Raw genomic sequence first — 16,754 nt, 5'->3', positions numbered from 1 at the left:
CATGATTTCCGCGCTCACAACAAACGTGACGCGGTTTTTTCGGGAACCACACCATTTCGATCTTCTGCGCCAAAAAGTTCTTCCGCCTTTGGTTGCGAGTTTAAGGAAAGGCGAAAGCGTCAGAATATGGTCCGCAGGATGTTCAAAAGGACAAGAAGCCTATTCTATCGGTATGACTTTGCTGGATCTTGCGCCCGACGCCGCTTCTTTGGATGTAAAGATTCTCGCTACAGATATCGATCCAAATGTTGTCAGAACTGGCCACAATGGATGTTACCAGATCCCGGAAATGGCAGAAATAAGTTCTGGACAACGCTTAAAATATTTCAAGTATCACGATCCACCATCGATCAACGAGATGACAGTTCGAAACAGACTCAGAAGAATAGTCCGCTTTCGAGAGCTAAATTTGATCAACAACTGGCCGATGAAAAAGCACTTTGATGTAATTTTCTGCCGGAACGTCCTTATCTATTTTGATGCGCACGCACGGCTCTGCTTGTTGCCACGCTTTGAGGCGGCAAACACGGCTGACGGCTGGCTGTTTCTGGGGCACGCAGAGAAACTGCCAGCCGGGTCACAAACGACCTATGAAAGTGCCGGGGTGACAGCCTATCGTCGATACAGCGTTTAAGTTTTCTTTCTTCACCGGAGACGATGAAATGCGCAACTGCACTTCACATACCAAATGAAAAACCTGTTTGGAATGCTTGAGACAATTCAGTAACGACGCCATGATATCTGTGAGTATCACCTTTTCAATCTTTGCGAACCCATGAGCAAACACAAGACCTTTGAGAACGAACTGAGGTTTAAATTTGCTTTTTTGTAGGTTTGAAAAGGCTCCGAAGAGAGTTTTGATGTTAAAACTCTTTCCAATCCTGAGTGTCCGGTTCGCGATCTAGTTCGTAAGCGACATTCTCCGCAACAACAGCGGAACCGGAATTTTGTGATAGCATTTTGCTTGTTGCATCAATCCTCGAATGTATCGACTGCCCATTAAAGGCGGGGCAATGATGTTTGACATGTGCCTTTGTGTTTTAAAGAGAGACAGCGTTTGCGTTAGGTTTTCAGCTTCGCACGTCAAAGAATGGCTCGCTGCAGTCGTCTGTTCAAACATTGCCGCATTATGCTGCGTAACCTGATCCAGTTCATTTACAGCCGTATTTATTTCAACCAGTCCAATAGACTGTTCTTTTGCTGAAACCACGATTTCGTTAACATGCATCGAAATATCGCTGACAGAGTGAATTATCTGCTCAAGCGATTTCCCGGTTTGACCAACGAGTTCCACACCCTGTTTAACATGTTGTCCGCTTTCTGAAATCAACTGGTTGATTTCCCGCGCTGCCTCTGACGACCGTTGTGCAAGCGCCCGAACTTCTGATGCAACAACCGCAAACCCACGCCCCGCATTACCGGCACGCGCGGCTTCAACCCCTGCGTTCAATGCCAGAAGGTTGGTCTGAAATGCGATGTCATCAATCACACTTGTAATTCTGGAAATCTGACCCGAAGACGTTTCGATTTTTCCCATAGCATCAACTGTTTGCGCAACAATCAGACTGCTGGCCTCCGCGTTGGTTTTGGCATCAATAACAACCTGGTTGGCCTGTTCCGCTCCCTCCGCAGCGGACCGCACACTTGAAGTCAACTGATCCAGGGCAGCCGCTGTCTCTTCGAGTGTTGCCGCCTGCTTTTCCGCCCGTCGAGAAAGATCATCGGAAGCACTGGTTATTTCAGAAGCTTCACCTCTGATTGATGTTGCATTTTCAGCAACGCGCAGGGTTGCATCCCGCAGTTTCATTACGGCAAGGTTAAAATCTTCTCTAAGCTGCTCATAATTTTCGGAAAAGGCCTTTTCAATTTCAGCAGTAAGATCACCATCGGAAAGCGCTTTCAGGCCCACCCTCAATGCCTCCACCACTTCCAACTGAGCGTGCTCCATATCGGCGCGCTCTCCCTCTGACTGACGCATTAGTGTCTGCGCTTCGGTCACATCGTTTCCAATAAGAAGAATTCGAACAGGTTTTTTGTCGCTGTCCACGACCGAACAAAACACACCCTCGATCAAACCGGCCTTCCCGTCAGGTGGGTTTACCTCAAACCGTCCAAATACCGATCTCCCCGAAAGCAACACATCCCAAAACGATTCACCCTCTTTCAGGCAAACCTGCTCTGCTGTTATGATCCTGTCCTGAGGCAACCCGATGATAGATTGCTCCGAAACAGAAACCATCGACAAAAATTTTGCATTTACACCAAGAAACGCGCCGGTCAGGTCAAACTCCGCCCTCGCCTGATGTGTTTCCAGCGCATTCAGTATCGCGCGACTTGTTAGCGACTTAGACGCATCGCGCCATTCAACCACCCAACCGACCTGCATTCCGTCAGCGTTTGTAATTTTGTCGATGGTATATCCATACCGGTTCTCAGTAAATTTTGTGCTACCACAGAACGGCAAAGATTCGGCTTTTGTTGCGGCGCGTTGTAGCTCAGATAAATCGCCCAGGAAAAACCCCGTGTTATCCGCATTCGAAAAAGATTGGCCCGTTTTCTGTGCCTCGATCGCAGACCTGTCCTTGCTGCTTTCAAGCAGACGGGTCGCAGCTTTGTTTTGACCCGCGATATTAAACTCATTGTCCAAAATCATCAGCGCCGCTGACGTATGCTCAAACGCTGCACCTATTATAAAACTGTCCACAGCAGCTTTTTCCGGATTCGTTGGTTTCTGGTGCTGATCTTTCAAAGCCCGTATGATTTCGCCCACTCCGTCTTTCCGGCCCAGCCCCTTTGGTGTAGCGCTAAGATCGGAAAGGTCGCTGATTTGCATCGCATTAATGTACCCAAAAAACTGATTCAGAAAGCGCCGTAAAAAAACCGCAGCAGCACAAAAGCAGACCGTTAACGTAATAGCAGCCGCAACGAGTAAATAAAAAACCACGTTCCCGGGTACCGCCACGTAAGTCGCGGCTCCAACCCCAGCCAGCACAAAACAGATCATAAGCAAAATCATCAACGGGAATTTTCCAGGTATTCTGATAGTGTTGAGAACTTTCATAAAATCTCTCCAAAGGTGCGATCGCAATGCTGAGGCAACCAAGTAAGCGGCTTCACCCAGATCAATGAAGGCAAGGAATGAAGAATCGTTTAAAGTTGCAGAACCAGACGTTGTTTTTAGCGCAGAATGAGCTTGCCCCATCAGGGTGGTCATTCCTGCCTTGCAAAATTCTTGCAATAATTGGTAATTAAACAAACGTTCAATTTTAGCTGACAGGAGGGCCAGACATTGGATTTTTCCCTGAGTGAAGAACAAAGCGCAATTTTTGACATGGCTGAGGCCTTCGGTGCAGAGCATATCGCCCCGTTCGCGCGAGACTGGGAAAAAGCTGAGTCCATTCCCAAAGACATTTGGCCAAAACTGGCAGAGCTTGGCTTTGGTGGCCTATATGTAAGCGAAGAAAACGGCGGCTCCGGCCTCTCGCGCCTGGACGCTACACTTGTGTTTGAGGCATTGTCGATGGCTTGCCCGGCAACCGCCGCCTTTCTATCGATCCACAATATGTGCGCAGCCATGATCGACAAGTTCGCAAGCCCTGCCTTACAGGAAAAATATCTGGCCAGCGCGACCAGTATGGAGACATTTTTTGCCTATTGTCTGACAGAACCCGGTTCCGGTTCAGATGCCGCTGCCTTGAAAACAAGAGCCGAAAAAACCGAACAGGGGTACAGCCTGACAGGCACAAAAGCCTTCATTTCTGGGGCCGGTTATGCAGATGCCTATATCGTAATGTCGCGAACTGGTGGTGAAGGTCCTAAAGGTATCTCGGCAATTGTCATTGATGACGGCCTGGAAGGTCTGAGTTTCGGCGGTTTGGAAGACAAGATGGGTTGGCGTGCCCAACCCACCCGTCAGGTCCAAATGGATAACTGCATCGTCCCATCAGCCAATCTGATCGGTGAAGAAGGCTGCGGTTTTTCTTATGCAATGGCGGGGCTTGATGGTGGGCGACTCAATATTTCTGCCTGCAGCCTCGGGGCTGCACAGGCTGCCCTCAATGCGACTTTGACATATATGGGAGAGCGAAAAGCCTTTGGACGCTCAATTGACCAGTTCCAGGCCCTCCAATTTCGTATTGCCGATCTTGAGATTGAACTGCAGGCGGCGCGCGTGTTCTTACGCCAGGCGGCGTGGAAGCTGGACAATAACGCGCCAGATGCAACGAAATTCTGTGCAATGGCAAAACGCTTTGTCACGGAAACTGGTTCAAAGGTTGTAAACCAATGCCTGCAACTTCATGGTGGCTATGGTTATCTCGCCGACTACGGCATCGAAAAACTGGTGCGTGATCTGCGTGTGCATGAAATTCTGGAAGGCACCAATGAAGTTATGCGCCTGATCGTTTCGCGCCAGATGCTTGCGGATCGCGGTTGATGGACATCAATATCCGCAAAGAAGGCGTTGTTGGGCGCATCACCCTGAACCGCCCCAAAGCACTGAACGCGCTTAGCTATGGCATGTGCCTGAAAATAGAAAAAGCACTGGATAGCTGGAAAGACGACGCGTCAATCAAGTTGCTTCTGATTGATGCCGAAGGAGATCGCGCCTTTTGCGCGGGTGGCGACATAACAGAAATGTATAACACCGGCAAAAATGGTGATTTTGACTATGGTCGAAAATTTTGGCGCGATGAATATCGCATGAACGCCAAGATGTTTGAATTTCCTAAACCTGTCGTAAGTTTGATGCAGGGCTTCACCATGGGGGGTGGAGTAGGCGTCGGGTGCCATGCGTCGCATAGGGTTGTTTGTGACAGCAGCCAGATCGCGATGCCAGAGGTCGGCATTGGTCTTATCCCCGATGTAGGTGGTTCTTTGATACTGGCGCGCGCACCGGGACGGTTGGGCGAATACCTTGGCACAACCGCAGCACGGCTTGGCCCTGCAGATGCGATTTATGCTGGATTTTCTGATTATTACATTCCGGAAAATGAATGGCCCGCGCTGATCGCCAAGCTTGTAGAGTCCGGGGACCCTCAGGCTGTTGACACCCTTGCAATGATAGCGCCGGAAAGCACCTTCGCTAAACAAAAAACGGAAATTGACAAACATTTTGCAGGTGAATCGCTTTCGGATATCGCCCGGTCTCTGACTGCATCGGAAGATGCGTTTTCGGATGAGACCCTTAAAGCACTTAACCGGAATGCGCCTCTTTCCATGGCATGCGCGGTTGAGATCATTCATCGCGTCCGTGGGCTCGACACCATTCGCGCCGCTTTAGAACAGGAATACAGATTTACGCACCGTGCTATGGAACACGCTGATTTTCTGGAAGGCATCCGCGCGCAAATCATTGACAAAGATCGCAATCCTCAGTGGAAGCACAAAGATTTGCAGTCCGTTCCGCTGATTGATGTTACGAGCATGCTATTGCCCGTCAAAGACGTGGCGTTGGAATTTGGGGAGTGAAAAAATGAAAATCGGTTTTATCGGACTTGGAAATATGGGTGCGCCCATGGCGCTGAACCTGGCAGCCGCTGGCCATGACGTATCGGGTTTCGATCTGACCGCCCCCTGCCCCGAAGGCGTTAAGAAAGCCGCAAGCGGTGCCGAAGCTGCAAAGGGTGCTGACGTAGTGCTCACCATGTTGCCTAACGGCGCGATCTTGCGCGCTGTCGCGGCAGAGATCATTCCGGCAATGTCGGTTGGGTCTGTCTTACTGGACTGTTCCACCGTTGATGTCGAAAGCGCGCGCGCCGTTGCCGAACAAGCCGAAGCTACCCAGTTGATGGCCGTCGATGCGCCTGTTTCAGGGGGTATCGGGGGCGCGGCCGCCGGCACGCTTACCTTCATGGCAGGCGGAACCGAGGCAGGTTTTGCCAAAGTGAACCCTCTTTTCGACATTATGGGGCAAAAGGCCGTTCACTGTGGTGCATCTGGCGCGGGCCAGGCCGCAAAAATCTGCAACAACATGATCCTTGGCGTCACGATGATTGCCACGTGCGAGGCCTTTTCCCTTGCCGACAAACTGGGGCTTGATCGTCAAAAAATGTTTGATGTTGTCTCCACGTCTTCCGGTTACAGCTGGACCATGAACGCCTATTGCCCGGCACCGGGTGTCGGGCCACAATCACCTGCGGACAATGACTATAAACCGGGCTTTGCTTCCGAATTGATGCTGAAAGACCTGCGGCTAAGTCAGCAAGCAGCCGAAGCTTCTGACGCCGACACGCCAATGGGTAAAGCGGCGACAGAACTTTATGCAAAGTTCGTCGAAGAAGAAGGTGGTCAGGGTACCGATTTCTCCGCAATGCTGCCCCGGTTCGAAAAACGCGCACGCAGCGGCTGATGCAATTTACCAGCTAAATTGCGGTTTCAGTAGCTCGAAGAGGAGGAGTCTCCGCCACCATTCGTACTGCTATCTTGCGGGTCAGCAGCTAGCTGAGTAGCGCAAGCGCATAAAAACCTACGACTAAGAGCCCACGCAGAAAATTCTTTATGAATTTATCCCCTTAAAGGTTACCTTGATTTATTTGAAACTGCTGTCGAGGCACAGCTGGTCTGTGTATGCAAAAGCCTTGATTAGAAATTGAAACCTATTAGTAGGTTTAAGAAAACTGACCTTATGACCGAAGGTAAATCCTTAACCGCGTTTGATTTCGACTTTCTTGGACGTTTCTGATTCGGGTGCGGCTTTTGGCACTGTGATTGTCAGAACACCGTCCTTGAGGTCTGCATCAACACCGCTCTCGTCTGCATCAGGTGGCATGCGAAAACTGCGCGAAAAAGAGCCATACTGGCGTTCGCTAAAGTACCAGCTATCGCTTTTTTCCTCGCGGGACATTTTCTTTTCGCCTTTGACGGTCACAACACCGTTGTCGACGCTTAAATCAATGTCTTTTTCATCAACGCCCGGCAGCTCCAACGCGATGGTATAGGCGTCTTCGCTCTTTGAAGCTTCTGCTGCTGGTGCAAGCCATTCGGAAAGCCGCGTGCCCATGTTCTGGAACGGTTGGTAAAGTGAGGGCCAAAGCCCTGTCGTGTGAGATTTCTCGACCATTGGGTTCCCCGCATTTTGAAAATTTATGCTTTAGACCCTGCGCCAACTCTCTGTTTTCCGCATTGACTATTCTCAATTGGGAGCAATACTGCCGCCGCCAAGGATTTCAAACGGAGTTCGTCCCCTCGATCACAACCGACATCCCGAAACAGAAAACGAAATGGAACCTAAACAGCGACCTGTGCAAGACGACGTTCGCGCATAAACGTGAACAGGCCCGTTCCGATTACAATCGTCGCGCCCAGCAACATCAGAAGATCCGGACGTTCATCAAAAACCAGAACACCTGCCAAAAGAGAAAACAATAGCCGAGCATAACGAAACGGCGTTACGACAGCCGCATCACCAATACGCGTCGCTGCGACAATTCCATAGTAGCCCAAGACACCAAAGATCACGCCGCCTATAAATAGATAGGTTTCTGTTCGCGTCACGGGCACGAGATCATCCGAACTGATCAGTAACAAAACGACACCCGCAATAATCAGTGACGAAAAGGCCTGAAACGAAACAACGGTTGAAGCGATATTCATTGGAACACGGCGTGTAATAAGGTCCCGGATTGTTACCCCTATAACCGCGATTAGGACAAAAAGAACAGATGGGTCAAACCCTGAAAACCCTGGCCTGATGATAAGCAATACCCCAAGAAAACCAACGATAATCGCAGCCCATCGGCGCCAGCCAACGCGCTCTCCCAAAAACAATGCAGCCCCCATTGTTATGACCAAGGGCGTAACCTGAAATACAGCAGCAACCGTTGAAATTGGCACAAGCGATAGCGACGTCACGAAAGCAACGGCTGCAACTGCCTCGGCACTTGCCCTTGCAAAAGTCGCACGAGACCAGACATGGCTGGCAAAAATACTGTGGCCTTTCGCATGCGCCAGCAACGCAAAAATCGTTGCACTAAACACTCCAAGCGTGATCAGAATCTGACCCGTTGAAATCGTGCTGGAAAGCTGCTTCACAAACAAATCTTCCAGCGTGAATCCAGCCATAGCGACAATCATCAACAAAATGCCGTTCAGGTTGTTCATTTGTTTTTCCTAAAGAAACAGAGCAATCAAAATGGGCTCTGCGGAGTCTGCACACGCCCCGCACGAAGAACTGAAATCGCAGAGGTGTGCAAGCGAAATCCGGGTGGAAAAATTGAGATTATTGGCCCGCACCAAAAAAGTGTTGAAAAAAGGTTGGATTACGCAAACCAATATACAAGCGTTACCTTTGTCTCTTTCGCTAACGGGCTGTCAGCGCTCGAAACCTTTCCAGACCAATATTGGACCCACATGCCAAAAGCCCTACTCTCTGCCCCTCGCACTGTTCGCGCAGGGGGCCGAGCGCGCCAGCCAGCGACGCGGCACAGGCTGGTTCTGGCATAAGTTTCAAAGTCTGAGACATCAGCGTCATTGCCTCCCTCAGATCATCGTCACGAACACGAACAACCTCATCAACATATTTTTGGGCTAGCCCGAATGAATATGGAAGTGCGGTCGGCGACCCAAGACTGTCTGCGATGGTATCAACCTTATCAATAGACTGTGGCATACCCGCCTGCAGACTTCGGTATAATGCATCGGCGCCGAACGGCTCCACGCCGTAGACGGTAATCTCTGGGTTCAAAAGTTTAAAGGCAGCGCTCATCCCACTGATCAATCCCCCACCCCCGACAGGAAGGATGACGGCATCAAGATCATTTGCATCCTCGAAAAACTCCTTGGCGCAGGTCGCCGCGCCAAGCGTCATCGAAATTCCTTCAAACGGATGAATCTTAATGCGGTTTTCCTGCGTTTCGATCTCTTCCATCGCTGCGAAGGCCGCAGCAATATCATCGCACAAAACGACATCGGCCCTAAGGTTTTCGCACGCCTCAATGCGAAACGGATCCGCCGTGCGCGGTATCGCAATTTTTGCGCTTACCCCTGCTGCCCGCGCCGCCCAGGACACAGCAAGCCCATGATTGCCACCGCTTGCAGCAACCACTCCGGACTTTCGCTGGTCTTCAGAAAGGGCATCGATCGAAAGATAGGCACCCCGGGCTTTGAATGACCCCGCTTTCTGGAACAGTTCCAGCTTCATCGTGACCGTGCTGGCATGGGGTAGCTTTTCCTCAAGCCCCGACTGCCGAACATCTAGGACTGGTGTTCGAATTATTTTTCCCGCCAGCTTCGCCTCTGCAAGCGAAATTGCGTCAAGGTCTACGATTTCGGATGAGTTCGCCAATATGATGTCCTTGTCGGTTGCTTGGTTTAAACATGCCGCTGGCCGTAATCGCATATACCCCGTGTAATGCGCTAATAATCACTGAACTTGAATGCACCCGTACTGGCAATACCAAAAGCAAGAGTAAGGATATTTCGTGTGATGACCTTCAGAACAACGACGCTGCCAATTGCTTAAGTTGATCCAATGCTTCAGCCTTCGTCAGGTAACATGGTGAGGAACCCCAAAATGAACGCACCAGAATATATCTTTGATGCAAAAGAAAAACCTTCACTGCCATGGCACGAAGTTCCGCTGATACGCGCGACCGAGGACACCGTTAAGGACTATGGATATCTTGTCGATGACCCCAGGGTTTTGAAATTGAAATAACGCGCTGGCCCGCGCAGGGATGGCGGCCGGTAGATGAGGGCACCGGCGACGAGGGCGGATGGGTCGAAGGTGTCTTTTCCGGCGAATGGAAGGGTGACGTGCTTTATGGATCAAACGAAGCGGTCAAGGGCAACTATGTGTTGGGATGGTCGACTGATCCGCAAAACGCCTTAACCGAACGGCAGACGGTCCCGCGCGATCAGGTTCTCTTGTGGCACATGAACTATCACCCGGATGGCGGGCAGTTGTTCTTCCCTCTCGACAAAAAACCGTTCAACGTTCCGGTCGCCTTACCGGGGGATGACCTGAAGCCTGAAAAAGTTGTGGCCTTTTGGTGTGACGGATCCCGTGGCCTTTATATCCACGCCAACATCTGGCACGAAGGCATTTTCCCTACTGACAACAGTCAGCGATTTGTCGACAGGCAAGGCAAGGTCCATGCCCGTGTCAGCTGCGATATCGGTGAAGAATTTGGTGTCTACCTCGCATGCCCGTTGCGCGCCGACAAAATTCAGGATGCTTAGTCTGGCTCTCCGCCAACTCTTTCCCAGAATTCGTTTAATTCATTGAGGTGTGGAAACGGTCCATCCGGAACAGGAACTTCGAGGAAATTACACAAAGGGTCCCATCCTTGGGCCACATCAAAAACCAAAAGCCGATCTGCAGGAAGAGCAGCCTGCACATCCAGGGCACGTTTGCGAAATGCTGCCAAGGCCATTTCACGATCCATGAACTGGCCGTTGAATGTCGTTTTTCCGATAAATTCGCTTGCAGCATCCAACATATCACGGACGTGCGGCGGCAATTCCATCCTCTCATAAACTGTTAACAGCTTACCGATTGTAGTAGAGAAACTTTTCCACCACGAATCCTCGGGGCGAACGCTATGTATGACCTTTGCATCGGGAAACGTTTCGGATAGTTCACGCCAGATGTGCGAACCCGGCCAGTCGATCTGGGAATTGTAACCTGCAAAAAACTTATGCCAATCAATGCGTTCCCCGGCCACAAATGCTTGCCAAACCGGGACTTGGTTGGGGTTGTTAAATACTTCTTCCATATGGTGGCACGGCCCAAACCCAAGCTGTTCCAGCGCTTCTTTGAGCGATCTTGTTCCGGTACGGCCAAACCCCGACCCGATGATTTTAAGTGACATGATAAACCCCCCATTTCTTTCAGACGCTGTCTAAATTGATACGCAAGAATAGTCCCTAAAAATCAAATTGCATAACAATTTGAAAATTCCGAAACTTGGAGGCAGTCCATGGGTCTTGAACGAATGTTTCTTGGGAAACTTCAGATTTAAAATCCGAGCTTGCCAGAAATAACCGCGACGGTAGCTAAATCCTGCACACCAAGCCCAACGAGGCTAGCGATTGTTATGTCATCGTCAGATTTTCTTCCGTTGCGTTTTTGCGAAATGATCTGGCCGAGCTCCGCAATAGACCCCTCGCCGCACTCTGTCAGATATCCGCTATTGTGCAGGTTCCCGTAAACATGCGCGGCATCAACAGCGTCTACTGCAACCACATTTGCGCGTCTGAAACAGTTGATATCCAGTTCTTGCTTCGTCGTATCGTCGGCACCAACAGACATGACGTGTTGGCCCGGAACGAGCCATTTCCCCTGCAGTATGGGGTTTCTTGCAGCGGTTGCTGTGACGACAATATCAACCTGTCGTACCGCGGTTTCCAATTCTGTACAGGAACGAATAGAAAGGGCAGGATGTTCATGCAAAAGCCTTTCACGCAATCTCGCAACCTTCTCAGCGTTTCGCCCCCAAAGCAGAACTTCGGAGATATCCCTTACAGTCAAAACCGCCTGTGCCTGTAGATATGCCTGCGTACCAGTGCCTGTGATCAAGATTCTTTTCGAGTTCGGACGGGCCAGCAGATCTGTCGCAACTGCCCCGGCGGCGGCTGTCCGAAAATCAGATATCACATGGTCATCGCGCAAGATCGCCAGTGGTTTGCAAGTGGAACTGTCAAACACGGCAATCAGGCCGGAAGACGCTGGCAATCCCTGGTCAGCGAGCACCTCTGACCAACCAGCCATTTTCACGGTGAAATAGGGTACATTCTCGATAACTGCGGATTTGACGTGAATGTCTGATTTGTCCGTCGGATGCAGCACTGCAATTGGCGCCTGAACCCTCCCTTCGGACAGATCAATAAAGACTTGCCGCATTGGCCCAATCAATGCGGCAATTGAAAGCAGAGGCCTGATGTCTGACGCCTCAAACACGGGTAGTGCTAACATGGCAATACCTCAAGCTGACCCGTTCCGACAAAAGCGACAGGCCCTCCGACATGAACGCTGGTTACGTCTTCAGGATCGCCAAATGCCGTCACCTCAATTTTGCTCGGGCGTCCCATATAGTGACCTTGCTTTAATAAAAAAGCTTCCCCGTCTCTGACAATGCGATGTTTCAGAGCGTAGGCCCCGACAACACCAGCGGCACTTCCTGTTGCGACATCCTCAACCACACCATCGTTGTTCCAATGACGCCCCTCAAAGGTTTCGGGATTGAACAAATACGCAAATTCTGCGCCATGAGCGCGCAGCTTTTCTTCGAGATCAGGAACGACTATTTTTGCGCGGTCCAAATTCCGACGAACAGGAATTACAAGGTATTTCAACCCGGTCGAGATGACTTCCATAGGCAGGTTGGCAAAGTCAGCTTCCAAAAGGTTAAACGCTTCAGAAAACTCGGCGCGCATTGCATCTGGAATTCGGCCTAAAAACTCTGGCCGCCCCTGATGAAGAACAGCGGAGTATTCCCCTTCCCGCAATTTTGTCTGTACCTGGACTTTACGGTCACCTGTCAGCTTGAAGGTCCAGGTTACATCATCTGCCGAGGCAGATTGACGATGCAAGGTGCAGGCTGCCCCTATAATTGGATGCCCTGCAAAAGGCAGCTCTTCAAACAGGTCAAATACCCGGGCTTGATAGACGTAATGATCCTCTGTCGGATTGAGAAAAATGGACTCGAAATGGCGAAGCTCTTGCGTAATCGAGAGCATTTCCCTGTCGTCAAGTTCGTGACTCTCTGGAAAGACAGCGAGGCTGTTACCGGAATAAGGTGTCTCTGTGAAAACGTCACAATGGACGAATTTCAATGGCGCGCGCGTGTTTGATGGCATGGTCAATCCACATTTATCTTTATCTATATTGCATAATATCTATGTAGAATAACTCAAAACGTCAAGGAGAGGATACGACACCTCATGTGCCCCATCTTTTAATCGACTCCGCCCACGGTACGAAAGCGGGTTTAAACTTTCCGCCTCCGGCGGGGATATTTTAAGGAAAAAGAAAGCGTTTACTCTGCCGCCAAATTCTTGACCTTCTTTGGGGCCAGAATGTCTTTCAGGTAGTGACCGGTATAGCTTCGCTCATTCTTTGCAATATCTTCAGGCGTTCCGGTCGCGACGATTTCGCCACCGCCATCGCCGCCTTCGGGGCCGATATCCAGAATCCAGTCAGCCGTTTTAACAACGTCCAGATTATGTTCAATGACGATCATCGAGTTCCCCTGCTCTACCAGTTCATGCAGGACTTCGAGAAGTTTCTTCACGTCTTCAAAATGCAAACCAGTTGTCGGTTCATCCAGAATATAGAGCGTCCGGCCAGTAGACCGCTTTGCGAGCTCTTTGGACAGTTTCACACGTTGTGCTTCACCACCTGACAGAGTTGTCGCTTGTTGGCCGACCTTGATGTAGCCCAGTCCGACCCGTGCAAGCGCAACCATCTTGTCCCGAATACTTGGCACGGCTTTAAAAAACTCTTGTGCATCTTCAACAGTCATATCAAGAACGTCGGCTATGCTCTTGCCTTTAAATTTTATTTCCAGAGTTTCCCTGTTGTACCGAGCACCCTGGCATGTCTCGCATGTCACGTAGACATCGGGCAGAAAATGCATTTCTATCTTGATGAGCCCATCACCCTGACAAGCCTCGCACCGTCCGCCTTTAACGTTGAAGCTAAAGCGCCCGGGCTTGTAGCCGCGCGTCTTTGATTCTGGCAGCCCTGCAAACCAGTCACGAATCGGGGTGAAGGCACCGGTATAAGTTGCAGGGTTTGATCGAGGGGTGCGCCCGATGGGGCGCTGGTCAATGTCGATCACCTTATCGAGGTGCTCTAACCCTTTGATTGTTTCACAGGGCGCTGGGGTCTGGCGCGCGCCGTTAAGGCGCATGGAGGCGGTTTTGAACAAGGTTTCGATTGTCAGCGTCGATTTCCCGCCACCGGAAACGCCTGTTACGCAGATAAACTTACCGAGCGGGAATTCAGCGGTCACCTCTTTAAGGTTATTTCCCGTGGCCTTTACGACTTTGATTTTCTTGCCATTTCCCTTGCGTCTTTTGGCTGGAATACCAATTTCTCGCGCGCCGGAAAGATACTGGCCGGTAAGCGAGGTCGCGTTTGCAACGATGTCAGCAGGTGTTCCCTCTGCAACCACACGCCCCCCGTGCACACCCGCGCCGGGCCCAATGTCGAAGACATAGTCCGCCTCTCGGATCGCTTCTTCGTCATGTTCTACGACGATCACGGTATTTCCCTGATCACGCAGGTTTTTAAGCGTTTGCAACAAGCGGCCATTGTCGCGCTGGTGCAAACCGATTGACGGTTCATCCAGCACATAAAGGACGCCTGTCAGCCCAGAGCCGATCTGGCTTGCCAAGCGTATCCTTTGGCTTTCCCCCCCGGAAAGCGTGCCGGAGTTGCGCGCCAATGTCAGGTATTCAAGTCCAACATTGTTCAGGAATCCGAGCCGTTCGCGAATTTCTTTCAGAATGGCGCGTGCAATTTCGTTTTTCTGCACACCCAGCTTATCAGGGACAATCTTGCACCAATCAAACGCTTCGCGAATCGACATCTGAACAACCTCACCCGCGTGCAGCCCGGCGATTTTGACCGCCAGCGCCTCTGGCCGGAGACGGTAGCCACCACATTCACCGCAAGGCCGGTTGTTCTGGTAGCGTTCGAATTCTTCCCTGATCCAGTTTGAATCCGTTTCGCGATAGCGGCGTTCCATATTTGGAATGACGCCTTCAAAGCTGCGCATAACTTCGTAAACACGTCCGCCTTCGTCGTAGCGAAATTTGATTTCGTCTTCGCCGGACCCATAGAGAAACACCTGTTGAACATGCGGTGGCAGACTTTTCCAGGGCGTGTTTTTGTCAAACTCGTAGTGTCGCGCGATCGCCTCTATCGTTTGCAGGAAATAGGGGGATTTGCCTTTGCGCCAAGGCGCAAGTGCACCATCGTACAGCTTTAGCGCCGCGTCCGGAACGACCAGTCGTTCGTCAAAAAACAGCTCTACCCCAAGACCATCGCAAGACGGGCATGCGCCGAACGGGGCGTTAAAGGAAAACAGCCGGGGCTCAATTTCTGAAATCGTGAAGCCCGAGACCGGACAGGCGAATTTTTCCGAAAACGTAATGCGTTCAGGCACTTCTGGTTCGTCTTCATCTGCACTGGGCACGATTTCGAGAACCGCTATTCCATCTGCCAGATCCAGCGCGGTGCGGAAACTGTCAGCAAGCCTGGTTCCCAGACCGCCACGAATGACAAGGCGATCAACGACAACATCAATGTCGTGGCGGAACTTTTTGTCAAGCGTTGGCGGCTCGTCCAACTCATAAAACGTACCGTCGACCTTTATGCGCTGGAACCCCTGTTTGCGCAGTTCCAGAAACTCTTTGCGGTACTCGCCTTTGCGGTCACGCACGATAGGTGCCAGAAGATAAGCGCGCGTGCCTTCTTCCATCGTCATGACACGGTCGACCATGTCCTGAACCTGCTGCGCCTCTATCGGCAATCCCGTGGCCGGGCTGTAAGGGGTGCCGACACGCGCGAACAGCAACCTCATATAGTCGTATATTTCGGTCACGGTCCCGACGGTGGAGCGTGGGTTTTTAGAGGTGGTTTTTTGTTCAATCGAAATCGCCGGGCTTAGCCCGCTGATGTGGTCAACATCCGGCTTTTCCATCATGTTGAGGAACTGACGCGCGTAAGCTGACAGGCTTTCAACGTAACGACGCTGGCCTTCAGCATAGATCGTGTCAAACGCCAGCGATGACTTGCCAGAACCCGAAAGCCCGGTAATCACAACCAGTTCGTCGCGCGGAATATCGACATCGATCGATTTCAGATTGTGTTCACGTGCTCCGCGCACTTCGATCTTTTTCAGATCCGCCATAGCAGCCCTCATTCATCGGTCATTAATAGATAGGGCACCGGAAGTGAGTCTCCAATCAAAAAATGAGAACAAAGATGGAACTCTTGAAGTTTTATGGAAATACCTACCTACAAGGCCTTCTGAGGAACCGAGCAATCAAACTGCGGGAAGGAACTGTAATTCCGTTAGCCGCTAATTGTCTGCTATGCGGATGGGGTGGATGGCTCCTGCATCATCTGGCGTCACAATGCGCCATAGTGCAGTTGTCTTGAACTGCTTATGAGAGGAGCCACCCAATGGAAGTTACAACAATTGGCCTAGATTTGGCTAAGAATGTTTTTCAAATTCACGGTATCAATGATCAAGGTGAGGTTGCATTCAATCGGGCTCTTAGAAGGGTACAGGTTCTGCCATTCTTTGAACGCCTTGAACCTTGTTTGATCGGTATTGAAGCTTGTGGCACCAGCCACCATTGGGCGCGTGAACTGATCAGACTCGGTCATCACGTGAAACTGATCCCACCAACGTATGTGAAGCCCTACGTCAAGCGTGGTAAATCAGATGCCGTTGATGCAGCCGCTATTTGCGAGGCGGTCACCCGACCAACTATGCGGTTTGTTGAAGTGAAGACGCCGGAACAGCAGGCGATCCTTGCTGTTCACCGCACGCGCGACTTGATCGTGCGACAGCGTACTCAGACCATCAATATGCTGCGGGCACAATTGGCAGAGTTTGGGGTCATCCTGCCCCAAGGCGTTTATCACGTGCTGCAATTTGCCAAAGACTGTGCGAATGGAGACCTGCCTGAACTGCCAACGGATGCAGAAGAGGTCATCTTCGATCTTTGCGATCAGCTGTTGTTCCTACATACGAAGATTTTGCGCCATTCGCGGCATATGACGCAGATTGCCAAGC

At 50.9% G+C, this 16,754-nt stretch carries 15 protein-coding genes; 7 read left to right on the top strand and 8 right to left on the bottom strand.

Annotation, left to right across the window (positions count from 1 at the left end; all coding sequences use genetic code 11):
• Window position 1: 1 nt before the first annotated feature.
• Window positions 2–634: a CheR family methyltransferase gene (locus J4E70_RS03985; protein ID WP_246531608.1), complete on the top strand. Its 633-nt coding sequence runs from the start codon at window positions 2–4 to the stop codon at window positions 632–634.
• Between the two features lie 267 nt (window positions 635–901).
• Here the strand turns inward: J4E70_RS03985 and J4E70_RS03980 are convergent, their stop codons facing one another.
• Window positions 902–3,061 (bottom strand): methyl-accepting chemotaxis protein, encoded by a 2,160-nt coding sequence (locus J4E70_RS03980; RefSeq protein ID WP_213887795.1) that lies wholly within the window; start codon window positions 3,059–3,061, stop codon window positions 902–904.
• A gap of 228 nt (window positions 3,062–3,289) precedes the next feature.
• On the opposite strand from J4E70_RS03980, the gene J4E70_RS03975 reads away from it, so the two are divergent.
• From J4E70_RS03975 to mmsB, 3 genes are read left to right on the top strand one after another with little or no spacing between them, the layout of a single operon-like run.
• On the top strand, window positions 3,290–4,435 hold the full coding sequence (locus J4E70_RS03975) for an acyl-CoA dehydrogenase family protein (RefSeq protein WP_213887794.1): 1,146 nt from the start codon (window positions 3,290–3,292) through the stop codon (window positions 4,433–4,435).
• A complete protein-coding gene (locus J4E70_RS03970; protein ID WP_213887793.1) occupies window positions 4,432–5,469 on the top strand; it encodes an enoyl-CoA hydratase/isomerase family protein in 1,038 nt (345 codons plus the stop codon). Before J4E70_RS03975 ends, J4E70_RS03970 begins: the two co-directional genes overlap by 4 nt.
• Window positions 5,470–5,473: 4 nt before the next feature.
• Entirely contained in the window at window positions 5,474–6,349 is an 876-nt protein-coding gene (gene mmsB, locus J4E70_RS03965) for a 3-hydroxyisobutyrate dehydrogenase (RefSeq protein WP_213887792.1), read from the top strand.
• A 294-nt stretch (window positions 6,350–6,643) separates the two neighbouring features.
• Here the strand turns inward: mmsB and J4E70_RS03960 are convergent, their stop codons facing one another.
• From J4E70_RS03960 to J4E70_RS03950, 3 genes are all read right to left on the bottom strand, one after another.
• Entirely contained in the window at window positions 6,644–7,060 is a 417-nt protein-coding gene (locus J4E70_RS03960) for an Hsp20/alpha crystallin family protein (protein WP_213887791.1), read from the bottom strand.
• Between the two features lie 167 nt (window positions 7,061–7,227).
• Complete coding sequence (locus J4E70_RS03955; protein ID WP_213887790.1) at window positions 7,228–8,100, bottom strand: DMT family transporter; 873 nt, start codon at window positions 8,098–8,100, stop codon at window positions 7,228–7,230.
• Between the two features lie 199 nt (window positions 8,101–8,299).
• Window positions 8,300–9,283 (bottom strand): threonine ammonia-lyase, encoded by a 984-nt coding sequence (locus J4E70_RS03950; protein WP_246531607.1) that lies wholly within the window; start codon window positions 9,281–9,283, stop codon window positions 8,300–8,302.
• Between the two features lie 228 nt (window positions 9,284–9,511).
• Between J4E70_RS03950 and J4E70_RS19275 the strand changes: the two genes are divergently transcribed.
• Window positions 9,512–9,655, top strand: coding sequence for a hypothetical protein (locus J4E70_RS19275; protein WP_246531606.1), 144 nt, complete (start codon window positions 9,512–9,514; stop codon window positions 9,653–9,655).
• A gap of 98 nt (window positions 9,656–9,753) precedes the next feature.
• A complete protein-coding gene (locus J4E70_RS19270) occupies window positions 9,754–10,179 on the top strand; it encodes an ureidoglycolate lyase (protein WP_247076830.1) in 426 nt (141 codons plus the stop codon).
• Here the strand turns inward: J4E70_RS19270 and J4E70_RS03940 are convergent.
• The 4 genes from J4E70_RS03940 to uvrA form a co-directional block, all read right to left on the bottom strand.
• Window positions 10,176–10,811 (bottom strand): sulfotransferase family protein, encoded by a 636-nt coding sequence (locus J4E70_RS03940; protein WP_213887788.1) that lies wholly within the window; start codon window positions 10,809–10,811, stop codon window positions 10,176–10,178. The genes J4E70_RS19270 and J4E70_RS03940 overlap by 4 nt on opposite strands.
• Window positions 10,812–10,957: 146 nt before the next feature.
• The gene (locus tag J4E70_RS03935) at window positions 10,958–11,914 is read right to left on the bottom strand and encodes an ornithine cyclodeaminase family protein (RefSeq protein ID WP_213887787.1); all 957 of its coding nucleotides are present in this window, start codon (window positions 11,912–11,914) and stop codon (window positions 10,958–10,960) included.
• On the bottom strand, window positions 11,908–12,798 hold the full coding sequence (locus J4E70_RS03930; protein WP_213887786.1) for a PhzF family phenazine biosynthesis protein: 891 nt from the start codon (window positions 12,796–12,798) through the stop codon (window positions 11,908–11,910). Before J4E70_RS03930 ends, J4E70_RS03935 begins: the two co-directional genes overlap by 7 nt.
• A 179-nt stretch (window positions 12,799–12,977) precedes the next feature.
• A complete protein-coding gene (gene uvrA, locus J4E70_RS03925; RefSeq protein ID WP_213887785.1) occupies window positions 12,978–15,860 on the bottom strand; it encodes an excinuclease ABC subunit UvrA in 2,883 nt (960 codons plus the stop codon).
• 275 nt (window positions 15,861–16,135) lie between these two features.
• Here uvrA and J4E70_RS03920 point away from each other — a divergent pair.
• A partial coding sequence (locus J4E70_RS03920; protein ID WP_213887784.1) for an IS110 family RNA-guided transposase occupies window positions 16,136–16,754 on the top strand: 619 nt, incomplete at its 3' end.

This window comes from Pseudohalocynthiibacter aestuariivivens (genome assembly GCF_018457175.1).
In the GTDB taxonomy this organism is placed as follows: domain Bacteria; phylum Pseudomonadota; class Alphaproteobacteria; order Rhodobacterales; family Rhodobacteraceae; genus Pseudohalocynthiibacter; species Pseudohalocynthiibacter aestuariivivens.
Note: the sequence above shows the minus strand (reverse complement) of the source record. Positions and strands in the feature narration are given on the sequence as shown.